The following is a 2,505-nucleotide window of genomic DNA, read 5'->3' on the forward strand; positions in this document are numbered from 1 at the left end:
AATATTGATTGGGGATTTGATGTTACCGATTATAATGTATATTTCCAAAATGAAAATAAATTTTTACTAATTAACTGTTTTCATGGAAATGGAAAAATAATTGCTGAGTATTTAACACAATATGGAAAAGAGCAAGAAAAAATTGTTGTTCCAGATTATGTAAAAGAAATTTATGAAAGTACTTTTAAAGGGTCTAAGGCAACTAATATCTACATTCCTGATTCTGTTGAAATGATTCAAAATAATACATTCTCTATGTTTGATAAAACAACAACAATCAAAATAGATGTTAGTGAAGATAGATATCATGAAATATTTAAAGGAGATGTTAGAAATACAAATGTTATTTTAGAAGATGGCAAACCTCCTAAGTTTAATATTTCAATGCAAAATGGTGATATTACTTTTGTTGGATTGAATGAAAAAGATGAAACAATGAAATCTATCACTATTCCTAATTATGTTGAAAAAATAGCAGAAGATGCATTTGTTAATGCTCCAAATTTAACTGAAATACATATTGATAAAACAGAGGAAGAATTCCATCAGATGTATCCATATGTAATGGATTCTAAATATACTTTATGTTTGAAAGATAATGAATCAGTTAAATTCAAAATTAATTATAATAATGGGGCCTATTGGTTGATGGACTTAACTGATGCTGGTAGTAGCTTAGAAGGGGAATTAGTAATACCTAATTATATCAATAATATAGCAGATGGAATTGATAACATAAAAGCTTCCAGTATTGTATTCCCTGAAAATATAACAAATATTAAAATTAAAAATTGTACTAATTTACAATCGATAACGATAAAGAATAATAAAGACAACTTATTGATTTGGGAGTCTAACATATCAGGTTGTGAAAAACTTAAAGAAATATACTATGCTGGCACTAAAGAAAATTGGAAATATGTATATGACTCAAATCCTACAAATGGTCAAAAGGTAACTGTACATTGCTCAGATGGTGATATAACTAGTTATATTTAAGACTTAAGGTTTTAATAAATTCATGGGGAAGTCGTAATTGGCTTCCTCTTTTTTTATTCATAAAAATATTATAATGATAATATGTAAAATATACTTGACATATAGTAATGTATGTATTATAAATTGTGATATAAATTAATAAGGAGATTAAATATGAGTTTTAGTTATATTGCTGGAATTATTGTTGGAATTGTTTTTGTTTTAGCATTGGTTGTAGTATTTAAAGTGGTATTAAAGAAAAATGGTTTAATAAGAAAAGGAATCTATGATGAAAGACAACAAATAGAAAAAGGGAAAGGTTTTAGACTTGGATTTATAGTTGGTCTTGTATATTTCATTCTATTAACGATCGTACAACTTGCTGATATTGAAATAGATAATGCATTTTGGACTTTCGTTGGAATTTGTTTGTCTGTTGGTAGTTTTGCCATTTACTGTATTATTAAAAATGCATATTTTGGTTATAACCAACCACCAAAGGGAATAAATGTTTTATTATTTGTAATAATGCTTATAAATTTATTTCCTTGTATTATGTCTTTTATCGAAAAGGAAGACCTTAGAACAACAAGGATAAATTTAGTTTGCGTATTATTACTTTTAAGCGTAATTGTTGCTTCTTTAATTAAGAACTATATTAATAAAAAGGATAGTGATAAGTGAAGAATTTGAATTTGAAGGCTGCTAGAGCTTTAAAAGATATGTCTCAGGGAGAGCTTGCTGATAAAGTAGAGGTCTCAAGACAAACTATAGTTGCAATCGAAAAAGGGGACTATAACCCAAGTATTAAGCTTTGCATAAAAATATGCAAAGCCTTAGATAAAACATTAGATGAATTATTCTGGGAAGATGAGGATTAACCTCATCTTCTAAGTATATCTTCCCATTGTTTATTAATTTTTTTAATTACATCTTCTTCATCAATAGTTAATAGTTTACCATCTTCTAGAAGTTGTTTACCTTGGCAATAAACACTATCAACGGCTCTATCTGGCATACTAAATACGAGAGCTGAAAAGATATTATTAAGAGGAGTCATTTCTGCAATATTTTTATTAATTAATACAATATCAGCATCTTTACCAACTTCAAGGGTACCAATTTTATCAGCAAGACCTAAAGCCTTAGCACCATTAATTGTGGCCATTTCTAATATTTCATAAGGAGTTATTGATGCAGGCTTCATTGTTGAAACTGTAGAAAGCATTGCAGCAAGTCTCATTTCTTTTATCATAGATAGATTGTTATTAGATGAAGCACCATCAGTACCTAAGGCTACATTAATACCCATTTGCTTGTAATGACTAATAGGACAAATGCCAGAAGCAAGCTTGCAATTAGATGATGGGTTATGAACTACAGATACATTTTTCTTTTTTAATATTTCAAGTTCGTTATCTGAGAAGAATACACCATGTGCAACATAGGTAGGGGTATCAAATACACCAATTGAATCAAGGTATTCAGCTGGTCTTAGTCCTGTTTGCTTAATACAATCATCAACTT

At 28.5% G+C, this 2,505-nt stretch carries 4 protein-coding genes; 3 read left to right on the forward strand and 1 reads right to left on the reverse strand.

Features of this window, described 5'->3' with window-relative positions:
* The 3 genes from SOY52_RS08885 to SOY52_RS08895 form a co-directional block, all read left to right on the forward strand.
* A partial coding sequence (locus SOY52_RS08885; protein ID WP_320848600.1) for a leucine-rich repeat protein occupies window positions 1-999 on the forward strand: 999 nt, incomplete at its 5' end.
* 153 nt (window positions 1,000-1,152) lie between these two features.
* Window positions 1,153-1,662 (forward strand): hypothetical protein, encoded by a 510-nt coding sequence (locus SOY52_RS08890; protein WP_320848601.1) that lies wholly within the window; start codon window positions 1,153-1,155, stop codon window positions 1,660-1,662.
* The gene (locus tag SOY52_RS08895; RefSeq protein ID WP_320848602.1) at window positions 1,659-1,859 is read left to right on the forward strand and encodes a helix-turn-helix transcriptional regulator; all 201 of its coding nucleotides are present in this window, start codon (window positions 1,659-1,661) and stop codon (window positions 1,857-1,859) included. Before SOY52_RS08890 ends, SOY52_RS08895 begins: the two co-directional genes overlap by 4 nt.
* Before the next feature lie 2 nt (window positions 1,860-1,861).
* Here the strand turns inward: SOY52_RS08895 and SOY52_RS08900 are convergent.
* Window positions 1,862-2,505: amidohydrolase family protein (locus SOY52_RS08900; protein ID WP_320848603.1), on the reverse strand; the 644-nt coding region annotated here is incomplete at its 5' end.

The organism is Bullifex sp. (genome assembly GCF_034103065.1).
Classification (GTDB): Bacteria; Spirochaetota; Spirochaetia; order Sphaerochaetales; family Sphaerochaetaceae; genus Bullifex.

Bases quoted from the DNA above. Each gene is read 5' to 3' on its own strand.
- SOY52_RS08890 (WP_320848601.1), top strand. From the start codon at position 1,153: ATGAGTTTTAGTTATATTGCTGGAATTATTGTTGGAATTGTTTTTGTT.